Source organism: Variovorax soli, from assembly GCF_031454625.1.
GTDB classification, from domain to species: Bacteria; Pseudomonadota; Gammaproteobacteria; order Burkholderiales; family Burkholderiaceae_C; genus Variovorax; species Variovorax soli_A.
The window spans coordinates 21,393-37,742 of the sequence record NZ_JAVDRF010000009.1; the positions used below are offsets into that span (position 1 = coordinate 21,393).

The 16,350-nt window shown below is 71.0% G+C and carries 17 protein-coding genes; 10 read left to right on the plus strand and 7 right to left on the minus strand.

The window, feature by feature from the left end; translation table 11 throughout:
• Positions 1-10 precede the first annotated feature (10 nt).
• The 6 genes from J2739_RS19145 to J2739_RS19170 all read left to right on the plus strand — a co-directional run bounded on the left by J2739_RS19145 (position 11) and on the right by J2739_RS19170 (position 7,296).
• The gene (locus tag J2739_RS19145; RefSeq protein ID WP_309904513.1) at positions 11-2,455 is read left to right on the plus strand and encodes a xanthine dehydrogenase family protein molybdopterin-binding subunit; all 2,445 of its coding nucleotides are present in this window, start codon (positions 11-13) and stop codon (positions 2,453-2,455) included.
• 19 nt (positions 2,456-2,474) lie between these two features.
• Positions 2,475-3,266, plus strand: coding sequence for an FAD binding domain-containing protein (locus J2739_RS19150; RefSeq protein WP_309904515.1), 792 nt, complete (start codon positions 2,475-2,477; stop codon positions 3,264-3,266).
• 136 nt (positions 3,267-3,402) lie between these two features.
• Entirely contained in the window at positions 3,403-4,302 is a 900-nt protein-coding gene (locus J2739_RS19155) for an AAA family ATPase (protein ID WP_309904517.1), read from the plus strand.
• Positions 4,303-4,429: 127 nt separating this feature from the next.
• On the plus strand, positions 4,430-5,623 hold the full coding sequence (locus J2739_RS19160; protein ID WP_309904519.1) for a vWA domain-containing protein: 1,194 nt from the start codon (positions 4,430-4,432) through the stop codon (positions 5,621-5,623).
• Positions 5,624-5,641: 18 nt separating this feature from the next.
• Positions 5,642-6,265: an SRPBCC family protein gene (locus J2739_RS19165; protein WP_309904522.1), complete on the plus strand. Its 624-nt coding sequence runs from the start codon at positions 5,642-5,644 to the stop codon at positions 6,263-6,265.
• A gap of 20 nt (positions 6,266-6,285) precedes the next feature.
• On the plus strand, positions 6,286-7,296 hold the full coding sequence (locus tag J2739_RS19170; RefSeq protein ID WP_309904524.1) for an XdhC family protein: 1,011 nt from the start codon (positions 6,286-6,288) through the stop codon (positions 7,294-7,296).
• Positions 7,297-7,307: 11 nt separating this feature from the next.
• Here the strand turns inward: J2739_RS19170 and J2739_RS19175 are convergent, their stop codons facing one another.
• The 3 genes from J2739_RS19175 to J2739_RS19185 form a co-directional block, all read right to left on the minus strand.
• Positions 7,308-7,526 carry a hypothetical protein gene (locus J2739_RS19175; protein ID WP_309904527.1) on the minus strand — a complete coding sequence of 73 codons (219 nt, stop codon included), beginning with the start codon at positions 7,524-7,526 and terminating at the stop codon, positions 7,308-7,310.
• 71 nt (positions 7,527-7,597) lie between these two features.
• Positions 7,598-9,235, minus strand: a complete 1,638-nt coding sequence (locus J2739_RS19180; RefSeq protein WP_309904529.1) for an alkaline phosphatase family protein — start codon at positions 9,233-9,235, stop codon at positions 7,598-7,600.
• A gap of 106 nt (positions 9,236-9,341) precedes the next feature.
• Positions 9,342-10,115, minus strand: a complete 774-nt coding sequence (locus J2739_RS19185) for a CDP-alcohol phosphatidyltransferase family protein (protein ID WP_309904530.1) — start codon at positions 10,113-10,115, stop codon at positions 9,342-9,344.
• A gap of 46 nt (positions 10,116-10,161) precedes the next feature.
• On the opposite strand from J2739_RS19185, the gene J2739_RS19190 reads away from it, so the two are divergent.
• Genes J2739_RS19190 through J2739_RS19205 form a run of 4 tightly spaced genes read left to right on the plus strand, consistent with a single transcriptional unit; the run spans position 10,162 to position 13,548 of the window.
• A complete protein-coding gene (locus J2739_RS19190) occupies positions 10,162-11,160 on the plus strand; it encodes a zinc-dependent alcohol dehydrogenase (protein WP_309904532.1) in 999 nt (332 codons plus the stop codon).
• 26 nt (positions 11,161-11,186) lie between these two features.
• Positions 11,187-11,585, plus strand: a complete 399-nt coding sequence (locus J2739_RS19195) for a 6-pyruvoyl trahydropterin synthase family protein (RefSeq protein WP_309904534.1) — start codon at positions 11,187-11,189, stop codon at positions 11,583-11,585.
• Positions 11,582-12,652, plus strand: a complete 1,071-nt coding sequence (locus J2739_RS19200) for a glycosyltransferase family 4 protein (protein ID WP_309904536.1) — start codon at positions 11,582-11,584, stop codon at positions 12,650-12,652. The genes J2739_RS19195 and J2739_RS19200 overlap by 4 nt, the downstream gene beginning before the upstream one ends.
• Complete coding sequence (locus J2739_RS19205; protein ID WP_309904538.1) at positions 12,649-13,548, plus strand: class I SAM-dependent methyltransferase; 900 nt, start codon at positions 12,649-12,651, stop codon at positions 13,546-13,548. Before J2739_RS19200 ends, J2739_RS19205 begins: the two co-directional genes overlap by 4 nt.
• A 2-nt stretch (positions 13,549-13,550) precedes the next feature.
• Here J2739_RS19205 and J2739_RS19210 read toward each other — a convergent pair whose 3' ends face one another.
• The 4 genes from J2739_RS19210 to J2739_RS19225 are packed head-to-tail and all read right to left on the minus strand — an operon-like array spanning position 13,551 to position 16,044.
• Positions 13,551-14,462: a RibD family protein gene (locus J2739_RS19210; RefSeq protein ID WP_309904540.1), complete on the minus strand. Its 912-nt coding sequence runs from the start codon at positions 14,460-14,462 to the stop codon at positions 13,551-13,553.
• Entirely contained in the window at positions 14,459-14,965 is a 507-nt protein-coding gene (locus J2739_RS19215) for a hypothetical protein (protein ID WP_309904541.1), read from the minus strand. The genes J2739_RS19210 and J2739_RS19215 overlap by 4 nt, the downstream gene beginning before the upstream one ends.
• Positions 14,854-15,345 carry a hypothetical protein gene (locus J2739_RS19220; RefSeq protein WP_309904543.1) on the minus strand — a complete coding sequence of 164 codons (492 nt, stop codon included), beginning with the start codon at positions 15,343-15,345 and terminating at the stop codon, positions 14,854-14,856. Before J2739_RS19220 ends, J2739_RS19215 begins: the two co-directional genes overlap by 112 nt.
• A gap of 27 nt (positions 15,346-15,372) precedes the next feature.
• A complete protein-coding gene (locus tag J2739_RS19225; protein WP_309904545.1) occupies positions 15,373-16,044 on the minus strand; it encodes a glutathione S-transferase family protein in 672 nt (223 codons plus the stop codon).
• Positions 16,045-16,350: the final 306 nt, after the last annotated feature.

Sequence of the window (16,350 nt, forward strand, 5' to 3'; positions counted from 1 at the left end):
GAGCATCACCATGGGCGCACCTGATTTCGCAAAGCTGCCGCACATCGGCGAGGCACTCAAGCGCAAGGAAGACTACCGCTTCCTGACCGGTGCCGGGCAATACACCGACGACGTGAACCTGGCCAACCAGTGCCATGCCGTGTTCCTGCGCTCGCCGCATGCGCATGCGGCGATCAAGTCCATCGACACCGCGGCGGCCTCGAAGATGCCCGGCGTCGTGGGCATCTTCAGCGGCAAGGACATCGACGGCAAGATGGGCGGGCTGCCGTGCGGCTGGCTCATCAACAACCCCGACGGCACGCCGATGAAGGAGCCGCCGCATCCCGTCCTCGCCATCGGCAAGGTGCGCTATGTGGGCGACCACGTGGCAATGGTGGTGGCCGACACCGTGGAGCAGGCGAAGAACGCCGCCGAGGCGATCGAGGTCGACTACGAGGTGCTGCCCGCGCTGGTGAGCGTGGCCGATGCGGCGAAGAAGGCCGGTGGCGTCACCCTGCACGACGCCGCTCCCGACAACCAGTGCTACAAGTGGGCGCTCGGCGACAAGGCGCAGGTCGACGCGGTCTTCGCCAAGGCCGCGCACGTGACGAAGCTGGACCTGGTCAACAACCGGCTCGTGCCCAATGCGATGGAGCCGCGGGTGGCGATCGGCAGCTACAGCCGCGCCAACGACGAGTACACGCTCTATGTCGCCAATCAGAACCCGCATGTCGAGCGGCTGCTGATGACGGCCTTCGTGCTGGGCCTGCCCGAACACAAGGTGCGCGTGATCGCGCCCGACGTGGGCGGCGGCTTCGGCTCCAAGATCTTCCTCTACGCCGAAGACGTGGCGCTGACCTGGGCCGCGAAGCAGCTCAATCGCAGCATCAAGTGGACGGGCGAGCGCTCCGAGGCCTTCCTGTCCGATGCCCACGGCCGCGATCACGTGAGCCATGCCGAGATGGCGATGGACAAGGACGGCAAGTTCCTGGCGCTGCGCGTGCACACCGACGCCAACCTGGGCGCCTACCTGTCGACCTTCTCGACCGCGGTGCCGACCATCCTCTACGCCACGCTGCTGGCGGGCCAGTACACCACGCCGCAGATCTACGTCGAGGTGGACGCCTGGTTCACCAACACGGCGCCGGTCGATGCCTACCGCGGCGCGGGCCGGCCTGAAGCGACCTACCTCCTGGAGCGCCTGGTCTCGCGCTGCGCGTGGGAGATGGGGCTGGGCCAGGACGAGATCCGCAAGCGCAACTTCATCACCGAGTTCCCCTACCAGACGCCGGTCGCGCTGCAGTACGACACGGGCGACTTCCATGCTTCCATGGACAAGGCCAAGGCGCTGGCCGAGGTGGCGGGCTTCGCCGAGCGCAAGAAGGCCAGCGAGGCCAAGGGCCAGCTGCGCGGCATCGGCTACTCCAGCTACATCGAGGCCTGCGGCATCGCGCCGTCCAACATCGCGGGGGCCCTGGGGGCGCGCGCGGGCCTGTTCGAGTGCGGCGAGATCCGCGTGCATCCGACCGGCAGCGTGACCGTCTTCACCGGCTCGCACAGCCACGGCCAAGGCCATGAGACCACCTTCGCGCAGGTGGTGGCGGCGCGCCTGGGCATCCCGGTGGAGAACGTCGACGTGGTGCACGGCGACACCGGCCGCGTGCCCTTCGGCATGGGCACCTATGGCTCGCGCTCGATCTCGGTCGGCGGCGCGGCGATCATGAAGGCGCTCGACAAGATCGAGACCAAGGCCAAGAAGATCGCCGCCCATCTGATGGAGGCCAGCGATGCCGACGTGGAGTTCGCCAATGGCGAGTTCACCGTCAAGGGCACCGACAAGAAGATCCCCTTCGGCCAGGTGGCGCTGACGGCCTACGTCCCGCACAACTACCCGCTCGACAAGCTGGAGCCGGGGCTGGACGAAACCGCCTTCTACGACCCGACCAACTTCACCTTCCCGGGCGGCACCTACATCTGCGAGGTGGAGGTGGACAAGGACACCGGCGAGGTCAGGGTCGACCGCTTCACCGCCGTGGACGACTTCGGCACCATCATCAACCCGATGATCGTCGAAGGCCAGGTGCACGGCGGCATCGTGCAGGGCCTCGGCCAGGCGCTGATGGAGAACTGCGTCTACGACAACGAAAGCGGCCAGCTGCTGACCGGCAGCTTCATGGACTACGCGATGCCGCGCGCCGACGACTTCCCGATGTTCAAGCTGGACACCACCTGCACGCCCTGCACCCACAACCCGCTGGGCACCAAGGGCTGCGGCGAGGCCGGCGCCATCGGCTCGCCGCCCGCGCTGATCAACGCGGTGCTCGACGCGCTGGCGCCGCTGGGCGTCAAGGATTTCGACATGCCGGCCTCGCCCCATCGTGTGTGGGAAGCGATCCGGAAGGGCAGCGTGAGCCCGACGCAGGAACCCCAGCAAGCCCCCTTGACCGCCAGCACCCAGGGCCGCCCGACGCCCTGACCCCCGGAGGAAATCGAACATGTACGCCTTTACCCTCGAACGTCCCGCCAGCGTGGCGGATGCGGCCAGGCTGGCTGCCGCCGGCGGCAAGCCGCTGGCCGGCGGCCAGACCCTGCTGGCCTCGATGAAGCTGCGCCTCGCGGCGCCCGAGCAACTGGTCGACCTCGGCGGCATCCGGGAGCTGGTCGGTATCCGGAAGGAGGGCAACGCCTTCGTGATCGGCGCGATGACGCGCCACCTCGACGTCGGTGCCAACGCCGAGATCAAGGCGGCCTTCCCGGCGCTCGCCTGGCTGGCGGACCACATCGGCGACCGCCAGGTCCGTGCCATGGGCACCATCGGCGGCTCGCTGGCCAACAACGATCCTTCGGCCTGCTATCCCAGCGCGGTGCTGGGCTCGGGCGCGACCGTGATCACCAGCAAGCGCGAGATCGCGGCCGACGACTTCTTCCAGGGCCTGTTCGCCACCGCGCTGGAAGAGGGCGAGCTGATCACCGCGGTGCGCTTCCCCATCCCCAAGCGCGCGGCCTACGAGAAGCTGCGGCAGAAGGCCTCGAACTTCCCGCTGGTCGGCATCTTCGTGACCCAGGGCGACGGCGGCGTGCGCGTGGCCGTCACCGGCGCGGGCAACGGCGTGTTCCGCCACACCGGGCTCGAGGACGCGCTGAGCAAGAGCTTCACGCCCGAGGCCGCGGCCAGCGTGAAGATCGATGCGAGCGATCTCAACAGCGACCTGCACGCGACGGCGGCCTACCGCGCGAACCTGATCAGCGTGTTGACGCAGCGGGCCGTGCGCAAGGCGCTGGGCTGAATGCGGACACCGGACGCAGAGGGCGCGGAAAGCCATTGAAGGGGATTGACGGGTATCTTCTTCGGTTTCTGCGACCTCTTCGACTTCTGCTCCTTCTGCGACTTCTGCAGAACTTCTGCCTGCCCTGCGTTCAAGAATGATTTTTCCCAGCATCGACTCCGTCATCGCCGGCCTGGAACAGGCGGGTTACTTTGCCGACCGGCGGTTGGCGACAGCGGTTTTTCTCGCCCTCAAGCTGCAGCGTCCGCTGCTGCTGGAAGGCGAGCCCGGCGTGGGCAAGACGGAGCTGGCCAAGGCGCTGTCGAGCGCCCTGAAGCGCGAGCTGCTGCGGCTGCAGTGCTACGACGGCCTGGAGCAGCGCGAGGCGCTCTACGAATGGAACTACGCGGCGCAGCTGCTGCACATGCGCGCGGCCGAGGCGCATGGCGCGGCACGCGACGTGGAGGCCGAGGTCTACCAGCCGCACTACCTGATACGCAGGCCGCTGCTGCAGGCCTTGCAGGCACCGGCGCCGGGCGCGGTGCTGCTGATCGACGAGGTCGATCGCGCCGACGAGCCCTTCGAGGCCTTCCTGCTCGAATACCTGGGCGAATACCAGGTCAGCATTCCCGAGCTCGGCACCGTGCGCGCGCTGGTGCCGCCGGTCACGCTGCTCACCAGCAACCGCACGCGCGAGCTCAACGACGCAGTGAAGCGCCGCTGCCTCTATCACTGGCTGGACTACCCGGAGCGCGAGCGCGAGCTGGCCATCGTGCGCGCGCAGGCGCCGGGGGCCAGCGAAAGGCTGTCGCAGCAGGTGGCGGATTTCGTCGCGCGGCTGCGCAGCGCGCCCTTCGCGAACGCCTTCCAGCGCGCGCCCGGCATCGCCGAAAGCGTCGAATGGGCGCGGGCGCTGATCGCGCTCGATACGCTGGCGCTCGACCCCGAGGTCGTCGTCGACACCGCGGGCATCCTCTTCAAGCAGCGCGACGACGTGGCTGCGTTGACGCTGGACCTGGCCTCGGATCTGTTGAAGCCCGAGGAGGCGGGGACATGAATGCCGGATGCAGGCAGCGAAAGGGCTTTGCAGAGAGCGCAGGCCATTTCAAGAGATCGCTCGATTTGTCGTTTCCACGACTTCTGCGAGAGCTTCGCGTCCTCTGCCTTCGGCCTGCGTTTTCAACATGCAGCAACTAGGCGACGCCAGACGCGGCAAACTGGCCGACAACATGACCGGCTTCGGCCGCGCCCTGCGGCGTGCCGGCGTGCGCACCGACTCGGCACGCATCGCCTTGGCGGCCGAGGCCGCGATGCTGGTCGGGGTGGACCGCCGGCCCGACCTCTCGGCCGCGCTGGAGGCCGTGATGATCAGCCGCGAGCAGGACCGCGGTGTGTTTCGCGAGCTCTTCGACGCCTGGTTCCGCGATCCGGAGCTCGCCAACAAGCTGCTCGCGCAGATGCTGCCCAGCGCCGAGGGCAAGGCCGAACCTTCGAAGCGCCGGCCGCGGGTGCGCGAGGCGCTGGCGGCGCCGCGCGATCCGGTGCCGGCCGTGCGGACCGAGCGCGAGGTGGACTTCGATGCCGCCATGACCGCCAGCGACCGGCAGCGCATGCACCATGCCGACTTCAATGCGCTCGGCGCCGCCGAGTACCGGCTGGTGGAGCGGCTGGCGCGCGATGTCGCGCTGCCGGTGCCCACCCTGGCCGCGCGCCGCCTGCATGCGGCCGGCAATGCCGGCGCGCATTCGCGCATGAACTGGCCCGGCATCTGGCACGAGGCCGGCCGCACCGGTGGCGAGATGCTGCGCCTGCCGCGACTCTCCCGGCGCACGCAGCCGCTGCCGCTGCTGGTGCTGATCGATGTCTCGGGATCGATGGAGCGCTATGCGCGCCTGCTGCTGGCCTTTTTGCATGCGGCGACGCGGCGGGCCGGCCGGCGCGACGTGTTCGCCTTCGGTACCCAGCTGACGGACCTGACGCCGGCCTTCCGCATCGCCGACACCGACGCGATGCTGGGCGCCGCCGGTGAAGCGATCGCCGATTTCGCCGGCGGCACGCGCCTGGGCGCATCGCTGGCCGAGCTGCGCCAGAACCACGCGCGCCGGCTGACCGGCCGCCGCACATTGGTGCTGGTCATCAGCGATGGCCTGGACACCGGCGAGCCCGAGGTGCTGGAGCGGGAGCTCCAATGGCTCAAGCGCCATTCGCGGCGCGTGCTGTGGCTCAACCCGTTGTTGCGCTACGAAGGCTATGCCCCGCTCGCGCGCGGGGCCGCGGTGCTGCACCGCCATGCGGATGCGATGCTCGCGGTCCACAATCTCAACGCGCTGGAACAACTGGCCTCCAGCCTCGCCTCGCTGATGCGCTGCGGCCGCTAACGAAGAAGGAACCCCACCATGGAAATGCTTGGCAACCGCCGGCTCCCGATCACGCAGCAGCAGGCCTGGGAGGCGCTCAACGATCCCGAGACGCTGAAGAAATGCATCCCCGGCTGCGACAAGTTCGAGCCCGCCGGCGACAACGAGTACGCGGTGGCGCTGGCGGTCAAGATCGGGCCCGTCTCGGCCAAGTTCAACGGCAAGGTCAAGCTGGCCGACATCGTGCCGCCCGACAGCTACAAGCTGTCCTTCGAGGGGCAGGGCGGCGTGGCCGGCTTCGCCAAGGGGTCTTCCGCGGTCTCGCTCAAGCCGGTGGATGGCGCGGAGGGCGTGGACGGGCCCGCGTGCGAGCTCGACTACACGGTGCAGGCGCAGGTGGGCGGCAAGATCGCGCAGCTGGGCCAGCGCCTGATCGACGGCGCCGCCAAGTCGACGGCCGACGACTTCTTCAAGCGCTTCGAGGCCGAAATGCAGGCGCGCCATGGTCCGCCGCCCGCTGCCCAGAGCGCGGATGCGCCGGCCGCCGAACCCGCCGAACCCGCCGAGAAGACCGGCAAGATGGCCGGCTTCATGCGCAAGATGGGTTTCGGCAAGAAGGACGAAGCGCCAGAGGCGGCCGGCGGCGAGAAACCGGGCGAATAGCGCCGCCACGGAAGACCGGTATGGAAAACCTCGACGTGATGGTCCTGCGCACGCTGCGCGACTGGCGGCTGGCGGGCCGCCGCGCGCTGCTCACGACGGTGGTGCGCACCTGGGGCTCCTCGCCGCGGCCGATCGGCTCGATCATGGCGCTGGCGGAGGATGGCGCGGTCGTCGGCTCGGTCTCGGGCGGCTGCATCGAGGACGACCTGATCGCCCGCTACAGCCGCGCCCATGGTGCCGTGGGCGAGATGCCCTCCGGCCCGCCGGCGCTGGTCAAGTACGGCATCACCGCCGACGAGGCGCACCGCTTCGGCCTGCCCTGCGGCGGCACGCTGGAGCTGCTGCTCGAATACGACCCGGACGCCGCATCCCTGGCCACGCTGGTCGAGGCGCTCGAGCAGGGGCGCCTGATGCAGCGCACGGTCTCGCTGGCCGACGGCGCCGTTCGGCTGGCCGAGGCCGGCGCGCCGGCCGAGCTCGCGGTCAACGACACGGAGCTGGTCAACACCTTCGGCCCCGAGTACCGCATGCTTCTGATCGGCGCCGGCCAGCTGGCCGAGTACCTGTCGACCATGGCGAAGTTCAGCGGTTTCGCGGTCACGCTGTGCGACCCGCGCGCCGAGTACCGCACGGCCTGGTCGACGCCCGGCGTGGCCATCAGCACCGAGATGCCCGACGACGCCGTGCTCGCCTTCAAGCCCGACCGCCGCAGCTGCGTGGTCGCGCTCACGCATGACCCCAAGCTCGACGACCTGGCCTTGCTGGAGGCGCTGCAGAGCGAGGCCTTCTACGTCGGCGCGATCGGCTCGCGCCGCAACGCGCAGGCACGGCGCGAACGCATGATCGAGCACTTCGACCAGACTGAGTCCTCGCTCGCGCGCCTGCGAGGCCCGATCGGCATCTACATCGGCAGCAAGACGCCGCCCGAGATCGCGGTGAGCGTCATGGCGGAGATCCTGGCGGTGAAGAACGGGGTCACGCTGCCGCGCGAGACGGAGGTGGCGGTGGCGAAAGAGGCTGCATCCGGCTGAGCGGCGCCGAATCAGCGCTTGCCCAGGCCGGCGAGGAAGGTGGTGCTGCGGCCGAAGGCGCGCTGCATCTGCTTCGACTCTCGGGCTTCCTTGCCGGCCCGCGAGAAGGCGAAGATCGCGGCGGCGAACGCGAAGCAGACGCCGATCGCGATCAGCAGACCGGTGAACGAACCCAGCCACCAGGCAGTGGCGAGGACGGCGACGCTGGCGAGAAGAAGTAGGGCACGCATGCGCTGAAAGTACCAGAGCATGCGCCGCGCGGCTGTGAACTATTGCTCGGAACGGGTGAGCACGATCGGGCTCATTCGCCCGTGCCGGGCACGCGCGCCGGGCTGCCATCGAAGACGGCGAGCAGCAGTCGCGTGAGCGCTTCCATGCGCATCGGCGCCGGCCCCTCCTGCGGCAGGAGCCCCGGCCTGAAGCCCGCTGCCTCGAAGCGCTGGAGCAGCGCGGCATCGCTGCTGATGATGTGGACCGGCACGTCCCACGAGGCACCCGCGCCGCTCACGCTGGCCAACGGCTGGTGGTCGCCGATCATGATCGTCAGCAGCTGCCGCGGCGCACGGTGCTCGAGGTAATCGCCCAGCCATTCGAAGGTGTAGCCCAGGGCCTCGAGGTAGGCCGGCACCGGCGCCTGCCACGAGACTGGCGCGGCCAGCGATCGCGCGACCTCGGCCGGCGTGTAGGCCTCGCTGCCCGCGAGCTTGTCCCAGTCGCTGACGTAGGGCGGCAGCGGGCGGAAAGGCGCATGGCTCGCGAGCGTCGCGAAGACCATGAAGCGCGGCGCGCGCGTGCCGGGCGGCGCAGCCAGCTCCTGTGCATGCAGCAGCGCCATCGAGGCCTGGTCGGGAATGCGCCAATAGCCGAAGGCCGGCCCGCGGTAGCCGATGTGCTCGGCATCGCCATAGCGGTCGTAGCCGTAGAAGCGGCCCTCGGGCCAGGGGCGCTGCAGGCCTGGCATCCAGTTCACGGTGCGCCAGCCATGGGCCTGGAAGTGGCGCGCCAGCGTCGGCCGCTGCGTCGCCAGCAGCAGCTCGTAGGCGCCGGGGTCCTGCATGTCCACGCCGCTCAGCAATTCGGCATGGGCCAGCCACGAAGCGCCGCCGTAGGTGGGCGATCGCACGCGCGCCGACACCACCTGCAGGCCACCGGCCGCGAGCGCCTGCGCGAAGGCGGCGCGTCGCGGCGCGAGGGCGGCGGCCTGTCGTGGATTGTCCAGCGTGGTTGCGCCGTAGGACTCGGCGAAGAGCAGCAGCACGTCCGCGCCGTGCAGGCCGGCGAGACTGGCCTGCGCGAAGTCCGGGCTGGGCGTGAGCCGCGCGCTCGCCTGCCCGGGCAGCAGCTGGCCCGCCAGCACGCCGGCCTGCTGGGCGAGGATCGGCGCCACCGGCATGGAGAAGAACCAGCGCGTGTCGCGCCCGCCGATGCCGTGCGCCGCGAAGCAGGCGACAAGCAGCAGGCCGGCCAAGCCGATCGCAGGCCGTGGCCGCGGCCAGGCCAGCGCCTGCGCAATCGCGCGCCAGCAGTGCAGCGCAAGCCGGTACAGCAGCAGCGGCACGGCGAGCAGCGCCAGCGCCCCCAGGGCGATCTGCCAGGCCGGGAACTCGCCCATGCGCAGCACTTCCAGCGCGTGCCGGCTGTCCCAGTAGAGGTTGAGCTGGCGGCCGAACACGGCCGACACCGTGACATCGAAGTAGCGCGCGACGATCCAGCAGGCGCTGGCGGCGGCCAGCAGGCGCAGCACCCGCGTTCCGGGCCGGCCGCGCCACGCCGCCCAGCCGGCGAGCGCCACCACGGCCACGACCAGCTCGAAGGAAAGGCGCAGCGCCGGCCGCGGCCACAGGCCGGGGCCGTGGTTTTCCAGCGTCAAGAGGGCATTGAGCAGCAGCAGCGGCCCTGCGATGCGCGCCAGCCAGCCGCCCCAGCCTGAGGGCGACATCGGGGACGGCCGTGCGCGCGTCACTTGCGCCTCGGCTCGAACTCGATGATCAGCGCCACCTCGTCGCCGACCCAGCCGTTGTTCAGCGTGCGCGCAGCGGGAGCTTTCATGTCGGTGTTTCCATGGGATGTTCTCGGTGGCGCCGCAGCCAGGCGATGTCGATCGCGAAGGAAGCGGCGAGCAGGGCCAGGCTCGCGGCTGCGAAGGCCTCGCTCCAGCGCAATGCGATGAACGGGCTCAGGCACGCGATCAGGCTGGCGATCTGCACGACGCACACGGTCTTGCGCCGCTGGCTGGGCGGCAGCGCGCGCGACAGCCAGGGCCAGGGCCGCGCCGCGAGCAGGAAGAGGTAGCGCATGAGGCCGGCGGCCAGCACCCATGCACCCGCCTTGCCGAAATGCACGACCAGCAGCGACAGCACCAGCACCAGCAGCGCGTCGGCCTCCATGTCGAAGCGTGCGCCGAAATCGCTGGCCAGGCCGCCGCGCCGCGCGAGCGGGCCATCGATCGCATCGAGCAGGGCAGCGCTGCCGGCCACCACGATGCTGCCCCAGGCCACGGCATCGTCGACCGGCTCGCCGGCCAGCGCAGCCAGCAGCGCGATCAGCGCCAGGCGCGCCAGCGTCACGCGATTGGCGGCGCCGAAGCGCGTGTTCGGCGCATGCGCCGCGAGGCCCGCCAGCACCAGCGCGAAGGCGCCGGCGAAGAGGGCCAGCGACTTGAACTGGAACCAGGGACCGAACGCACCCAGGCGTCCCACCCAGGCGCCGAGTGCAGCCAGCAGCAGGAAGCAGGGCAGGCCCTCGCGCCAGGCATCGCGCCGCAACGCGGCCAGTCCTTCGGCGGCCGCCGCGGGCACGGTGGGGGATCGCGTGAGCATGGTTTTAAGATCGGTTGCCGAACACGAACCGGACGATCCAAGGAGCATGCCAGCAAATCCATCTCGCGTCGCCCCGGGCGAGTCCCGGGCCTGCTGGGTCGAGGCGCCGGGCCGCGCCGGCCTGCGACAGGCGGTGCTGCCGGTACCAGGGAACGGCGAGGTGCGGGTCCGCGCGCTGCACAGCGGCATCAGCCGCGGGACCGAGCTGCTGGTGTTTCGCGGCGAGGTGCCCGAGAGCGAGCACGAGCGCATGCGCGCCCCGTTCCAGGAGGGCGACTTTCCGGCGCCGCTGAAATACGGCTACGCGAACGTGGGCGTGGTCGAGGAGGGGCCGCGAGCCCTGCTGGGGCGCACGGTCTTCTGCCTCTATCCGCATCAGACGCATTACGTGGTGCCGGCCGGGGCGGTGCATCCGCTGCCGGAGGGCCTGCCGCCGGCGCGTGCCGTGCTCGCGGCCAACATGGAGACCGCCGTCAACGCGCTGTGGGACGCGGCGCCGCGCATCGGCGATCGCATCGCGGTCGTCGGCGCGGGCGTGGTGGGACTGCTGGCGGCCTGGCTGGCCGGTCGCTTGCCGGGCTGCGAGGTGGAGGTCATCGATACGAATCCGGGGCGCCGTGCCATCGCCGAAGGGCTTGGACTTGCCTTCGCGAGTCCGCAGGCGGCGCGCGCCGATGCGGACCTGGTCATCCACGCCAGCGGCAACGGCGAGGGCCTGGCCACGGCCTTGCGGCTCGCGGCATTCGAGGCGACGGTGCTGGAGATGAGCTGGTACGGGAGCCGCGCCGTCACGCTGCCGCTGGGCGAGGCCTTTCATGCGCGGCGGCTCACGCTGCGGAGCTCCCAGGTCGGTCACGTTTCGCCGTCGCAGCGCGCACGCTGGAGCCACGGCCGGCGGCTGGCCTTGGCGCTGGCGCTGCTGCGCGATCCGGCGCTCGATGCCCTGCTGACCGACGCGGCACCCTTCGACACGTTGCCGGCAGTACTGGCGCGGCTGGCAGCGGGCGCGCCGCAGACCTTGTGCCATCGCATCGACTATCCCTGAACCGTTCATCCACTCGCAAGGAAGCCATGTACAGCGTCAACGTCCGCGACCATTTCATGATTGCCCACAGCTTCCGCGGCGCGGCCTTCGGGCCGGCGCAGCGGCTGCATGGCGCGACCTACGTGGTCGACCTGGAACTGCGCCGCCCCGAGCTCGATGCCGACGGCATGGTGGTCGACATCGCGCGCGCCACCGAAGTCCTGCGCAGCGTGCTGGCCGAGTTCAACCTGCGCAACCTCGACGAGGACCCGGCCTTCGAGGGCCGCAACACCACCACCGAGTTCATGGCGCGCGTGATCTTCGAGCGCGTCGCCGCGCGCATCGCGGACGGCGAGCTCGGGCCGCATGCGGACGGTCTCGCGGGCATGCGCGTGCGGCTCAACGAATCGCACGTGGCCTGGGCGGCTTACGAGGCGGCGCTTTGACGGGCGAGCCGCGCTGCAGCTTCCTGGTGCCGGGCGATCTGAACACCCGCACCGGCGGCTACGCCTACGACCGGCACGTCATCGAGGGCTTGCGTGCGCGGCAGTGGGCGGTCGAGGTGCTGTCGGCGGGCGAGGGTTACCCGGCGCCCGAGGCCGCAGCGCTGGAGCGCACCGCGCGGGTCGTCGAGGCCTTGCCCGATGGCGCGCTCGTCGTTGCTGACGGCCTGGCCTTCGGCGTCCTGCCCGAGCTCGCGCAACGGCATGCGCAGCGCTTGGACTGGGTCGCGCTGGTCCATCATCCGCTGTCGCTCGAGACCGGGCTGAATCCCGGCCGGCGGCAGGCGCTTTTCGACAGCGAGCGGCGCGCGCTCGCCGCTGCGCGCGGCGTGATCGTCACCAGCCCTTCAACCGCGCGCGCGCTGGCGGACTTCGACGTCGAGGCCTCGCGCGTCGCCGTGGTCGAGCCTGGCACCGAGCCGGCGCCCTTGTCCAGGGGCTCGGGCGGCGAAGTCCTCTCGCTGCTGTGCGTGGCGACCGTGACGCCGCGCAAGGGGCATGCGCTGTTGATCGAGGCCCTGGCGGGATTGAAGGACCGGCGCTGGGTGCTGCATTGCGCCGGCAGCCTCGTGATGGACGCTGCCTGCACTTCCGCGCTCTTGCAGGCCATCGACGCGCATGGCCTGCAAGAGCGCGTGCGGCTGCATGGCGAACAGGACGACGCGGGCCTGCGTGCGCTCTACGCGAAGGCCGACGCCTTCGTCCTGCCTTCCTTCCACGAGGGCTACGGCATGGCGCTGGCCGAGGCGCTGGCGCATGGACTGCCGGTGATCAGCACGCGCGCCGGCGCCATCCCCGACACGGTGCCGGTCGAAGCGGGCGTGCTGGTGGAGCCCGGCGAGCCCGCCGCCCTGCGCGCCGCGCTGCAGCGATTGATGGACGACGCCGCCTGGCGCGCACGACTGGGCGCCGGCGCGCGGTCCGTTCGAGGGCGCTTGCCGAACTGGGCGCAAAGCAGTGCGCGCTTTGCCTCCGCGCTGGCCGGCTTCGCACGGGCAACCCGGCCATGACCGGCTTCAGCGCCGACTGGCTGGCGCTGCGCGAGCCCTTCGATCTGGCGGCGCGCGCCGAGGCGGCTGCGACGCTGGATCTGCGCGGCATGGCCAACCGGATGCGCCGCGAAGGCCGACCGCTGGAGGTGCTGGATCTGGCTTGCGGCACCGGCGCCAACCTGCGCGCCCTGGCGCCGCGTCTTGGCGGTGCGCAGCGCTGGCTGCTGGTCGACCACGATCCGCGGCTCCTGGCTGCGCTGCCCGGCGTCTTCGCGGCGTGGTCGCGTGCGCAGGGTTTCGCGCTGCGTGCCGTTGCCGAGGGCCTTCACATCGACGGACCCGACTGGCGTGCCGAGCTTCGATGGCGCTGCGCCGATCTCGCGAGCGGGCTGGACGCCGTGCCCTTCGCGGAGGCGCAGCTCGTCAGCGCCGCCGCGCTGCTGGACCTGGTGTCCATGCCCTGGCTCGAAGCGCTGTTCGCGCACGTGCGGAAAGCGGGCGCGGCGATGTTCTTCGCGCTCAGCGTCGACGGGCGCGTGCGCTGGCGTTCCGCCGTCGAAGAGGACGATGCGATCCAACGTCTGTTCGAGGCGCACCAGCGGCGCGACAAGGGATTCGGCCCGGCGCTCGGCGGCGACGCCCCGGCATCGGCGGCGGCTTTCCTGGCCGCAGCGGGCTACGGCGTCACCCAGGCGCGCAGCGATTGGCAGGTCGAGGAAGTGGAGATGCTGAGGGCCTTGATCGACGGCATGGCCACCGCCGCGCTCGAGCAGGCCCCTGCCGCGCAGGCACGGGTGGAGGCGTGGCGTGCGCGGCGGATGGCAGCGGCGCCGAGTACCCGTCTGCAGGTCGGGCATGTGGACCTGCTGGCGGAGCGCGGCCAGGGCCTTCCCGCAAACATCTCGCCTTTCTGACCTCAGGGGGCGGGCCGCAGATCCAGGTCCCACAGCACATCCGCCCCCATGCGGAACACACGGGCAGGGGGCCGCGGGCAGTCGCGCATCGCGGCCGTGCCCGGCAGCGACAGCCCCGGCCGTCCGCTGCCGATCAGCACCGGCGCGACGCTGAGGTGCAGGCGGTCGATGCAGCCCTGCGCGACGAAGCGCGAGACCGTGATGCCGCCGCCCTCGACGAAGAGCACCCGCAGGCCGCGCGCCTGCAGCACGGGCAGCAGCGCGCGCAGATCGGGCGGGCCGCCGTCGTTCTTCATCAGCCCCGGCACGCCCAGGACTTGTTCGGGGCCCACCCGCTGCGCTGCCTCGGACTCGCGTGATGCATCGCAGACCAGCAGCGTCGGAGCCTGCCGGTCCGACAGCACGCGCAGCGTCGGCGCCAGCCGCAGCGAAGGATCGATCAGCACCCGCATCGGGTGCTCGCCCGCCACGCGGCGCGTGGTGAGCTGCGGGTTGTCGATGGCCGCGGTGCCGGCGCCGACGATGACGGCATCGCACAGCGCGCGCAGCCGGTGCAGGTGCAGCAGCAGCTCCGGACCGTTGACGAAATTGGAGTCTCCGCCGCGGGTGGCAATGCAGCCATCCAGGCTCTGGCCCAGCTGGCCGATCACCCAGGTGCGGCCGTCGGGCGGGCGGTCGAGCACGGGCTTGAGCAGCGCGAAGAGCTCGACGGCTTCTTCATCCCAAGCGGGTTCGTCGAGCGTGAAGCCGTTCGCCGGGTGCCGGGTGAAGGGCTGCGTCGCCTCGGCCGCCGGCAGTGGACCCATGCCGCGGCGATGCCGCACGATGGCCAGGCACAGGGGCCACAGCGCTTCCACGCCGAGCCGTGCGCGCGGGGCCGAGGTCATGGTCGGGCGCAGGTCGAAGGCATTCACCAACTTGGCTTGTAGTAGGGATCGGCCATTGTCGCCCGCGGTGCATCGCCGGCGCCGCCCCACTGCGCGACGGCGAGTGCAGCGGCGACCCATGCCGCGGCGACCGCAGCGACGATCAGCGGCTCGACCCAGGTCCGCGCAGTGGTGGGGGGCGGGGCTGGCCCCGGGCGCTGCAGGCGTCGACGTCCCCAGTGCACCAGCGGGCCGGCGGTGAAGGCGCCGGCGAGCAGCAGCAGCGTCGGCGGGCGGACCTCCGTCAGCAGTGCGGTGGCGAGCGTGAGCGCGAGCCAAGCCAGTGTTGCGACGAGCGCGCCGGCCGCCCCGAAGGCGATGCGCACGAAAGGCCAGAGCCACAAGGCGCAACCGGCCACCGCGGCGGCCAAGGACAGGCTCAGCTCGAAGAGCATCGCCGAGCCGGATGCCATCGCGACCGCGGCCAGGCCCAGGCTGGCCACGACGAGGATCGAGGCCGCATTGGCGCGGGCCGCGTGTTCCCGCAGCACGGCCGGATGACCGCCGTGCCCAGCGCCCAGAGGCCGATCATGAGCGGCAGCGCCTGCGTGGCCAGGCTCGCCAGCGCCAGTGCCCACAGCATGCTGGCCGTCAGCCACTCGCTTCGCCGGCCTGCGTGCAGGGCCTCCAGCCCCAGCCCGGCCAGCGCCACGACGGCATACACCCACGGCAGCCTTTCCGTGAGCGTGCCGGGCGGCGTGCGCCAGCCCAGGATCCACACGGCGGTGCCGACGATGGCCAGTGCGGCACCTGCGCCGGCCCAGCGCCGGCCCTGCACCGGTCCCAACGCGCCGCGCAGCATGCCGGTCACCATGAACGCGACGACCAGCGGCAGCGCGAGGCTCTGGAACAGCGGGTGATGGAGGTCCATCGCCGGGTTATGAGCTGCCGCGCGGCATCAGTCAATGCTGGCGTCGTGGGGCGACACGCCCTGGGCCAGCGCCGCCTCGCGCTGCGCTGCGAGCGCGCGTCGATAACCGTCGCGCTGCTGCAGCCGGGCCCAGTAGGCGCTGACGGCGTCTGGCAGCTGCCCCTGCAACCCCAGCTGCCCGGCCAGCATCAGCGCATAGCCGACCGAGATGTCGGCGGCGGTGAAGCGCCCCGCGCTGAGGAACTCGTGGTCTTGCAGCAGGGCCTCGGTCCAGCGCAGCCGCGCCAGGAACCACCGGGTGTAGTCCTCGGCGACCTGCGGCTGCTTGCGCTCGTCGGGCTCGAAGCGGCCATAGCGCAGCACGAGGGTCTGCGGAAAGGTCAGCGTGCCCTCGCCCTGGTGCAGGCCGTTGAGCCAGGCACCGAAGCCGGGCTCGTGCGGGCGCACGGCAAGGCCGCGCTGGTTTTGCGGATCGAAGCGCTCGGCCAGGTACTGGCAGATCGCGGCCGATTCGGTCATGCGGGTGTCGCCGTCGACCAGGTAGGGGATGGTGCCCAGGGGATTGATGTCGAGATAGCTGCGCGCATGCACGCGCGGCGGGAACGGCAGGACGCGCAGCTCATAGGGGGCGCCCAGCTCCTCGAGCATCCAGAGGGGGCGGAAGGAGCGGGCGCTGACGCAGTGGTAGAGGACGACCATGCGGGCACTCTAACCGCCGTGCCCGTGTCTCAATCGAGGGTCGAGCCGGATTGCCGGACCAGTTTCCGGTGCTTCGCGAGCTCGGACTGGAAGAAGGCGGGCGCGGCGTCCGGTCCGGTGTCCAACACCGTCAGGCGGGGCCGGGTCCGAGGCGCAGGGAAAACACGGAGAAGCCGAAGAAGACGGGGTCGCGGGAGCGCTGAAGGACAATCCGGGGCCGGGCTGCATTTTCCGAGCCGTCGCCGCATGCGGCGCGACCCCGTTCCCGCAACTGGGCGAGGCGAGAAGTCCCCCATCAACGAGACC